Source organism: Bacillus sp. FJAT-29814 (assembly GCF_001510715.1).
Classification (GTDB): Bacteria; Bacillota; Bacilli; order Bacillales; family Cytobacillaceae; genus Neobacillus.
In genome coordinates this window covers 168,876-169,873 of the sequence record NZ_LMTJ01000001.1, presented here as the reverse complement: position 1 = coordinate 169,873, position 998 = coordinate 168,876, and the positions used below count along the sequence as shown (strand labels likewise).

Annotated in this window: 2 protein-coding genes and 1 pseudogene; 2 read left to right on the top strand and 1 reads right to left on the bottom strand. The window is 36.6% G+C overall.

What is annotated here, in order from left to right; translation table 11 throughout:
- A pseudogene (locus tag AR334_RS30220) lies at window positions 1-98 on the top strand (hypothetical protein); the annotation flags it as partial.
- 18 nt (window positions 99-116) lie between these two features.
- The gene (locus AR334_RS00870) at window positions 117-416 is read left to right on the top strand and encodes a spore coat protein (RefSeq protein ID WP_066303921.1); all 300 of its coding nucleotides are present in this window, start codon (window positions 117-119) and stop codon (window positions 414-416) included.
- Between the two features lie 149 nt (window positions 417-565).
- On the opposite strand, the gene AR334_RS30215 is transcribed toward AR334_RS00870, so the two are convergent.
- The coding region (locus AR334_RS30215; RefSeq protein ID WP_253701142.1) for an SMP-30/gluconolactonase/LRE family protein at window positions 566-998 on the bottom strand (433 nt) is incomplete at its 5' end.

Below are 998 nucleotides of genomic sequence, written 5' to 3'. Positions count from 1 at the left end.
CAGATCAGCTATTAAAAGATATTATGCAGCAAGACATTGATGTATCTACGAGACAATTACAAGAATATGCTTCTATCCTTTCCAACGCTAAGCAGTAAATTAGGAGGTGAATGAACATGAATCCAATCATTGAAACTTTAACTGGTATGGACGCACTATCGGATCAAGTGGTTGCAATGGATCTACTCATTTCAGCTAAAAGTGGAATTAGAAATTATGCCATGGCGGTTACGGAGGCAGGAACACCTGAAATTAAAGAAATGCTCACCCGCCATTTAGTGGAAGCTCTTGATATGCATGAACAAATATCCGCATATATGGTAGAAAGAGGATGGTACCATGCTTGGGATACAAACGAACAGATCAGTTTGGATTTAAATAATATCAATACAGCATTGAACTTACCGACATTATAAAAATTTCCAGGAACAGTTTAACACCCACCAAATAAACTGTTCCTATTAAACCATTATGAGTTTATTTCGCAGAAGTAAATAAAGTTAATACTTCTTGCTTCCTCGTGTTTGTTTTTCACTATATAATAAAAACAATTTATTGACTATTTTTAGTATGAAAAGGTCGGAGCAGGAAATTCATCAATTTTGATACGAAGTAAACTATAAGGTTTCTGTCGTAAGTCTTTTCCATAATGAAATCTAGGCTGTCGATGTAATTGGTTCACAATGACATACAAATATTGATCCGGACCAATTGAAAAAGTATCCGGCCACAAAATTCTCGGATCATGTGCGATAGTTTCCATTATGCCATTTGGCAATATCTTACGGATACTGTTGTTTTCATAATCTCCAGCATAAACAGTTCCCTTTGCATCGGTGATCATTCCATCAGACGCACCTTTTTCTCCCCAATACTCCACATGATAAGGTAAATCCATGTCCGGTATCGTTCTGTCTCTCAGAGCTTCTGTTGAGATCGAGAACAAATGACGACTGGTTAGTGGAGCAAAAAATAATATCTTTCCATCGGGAGAAATA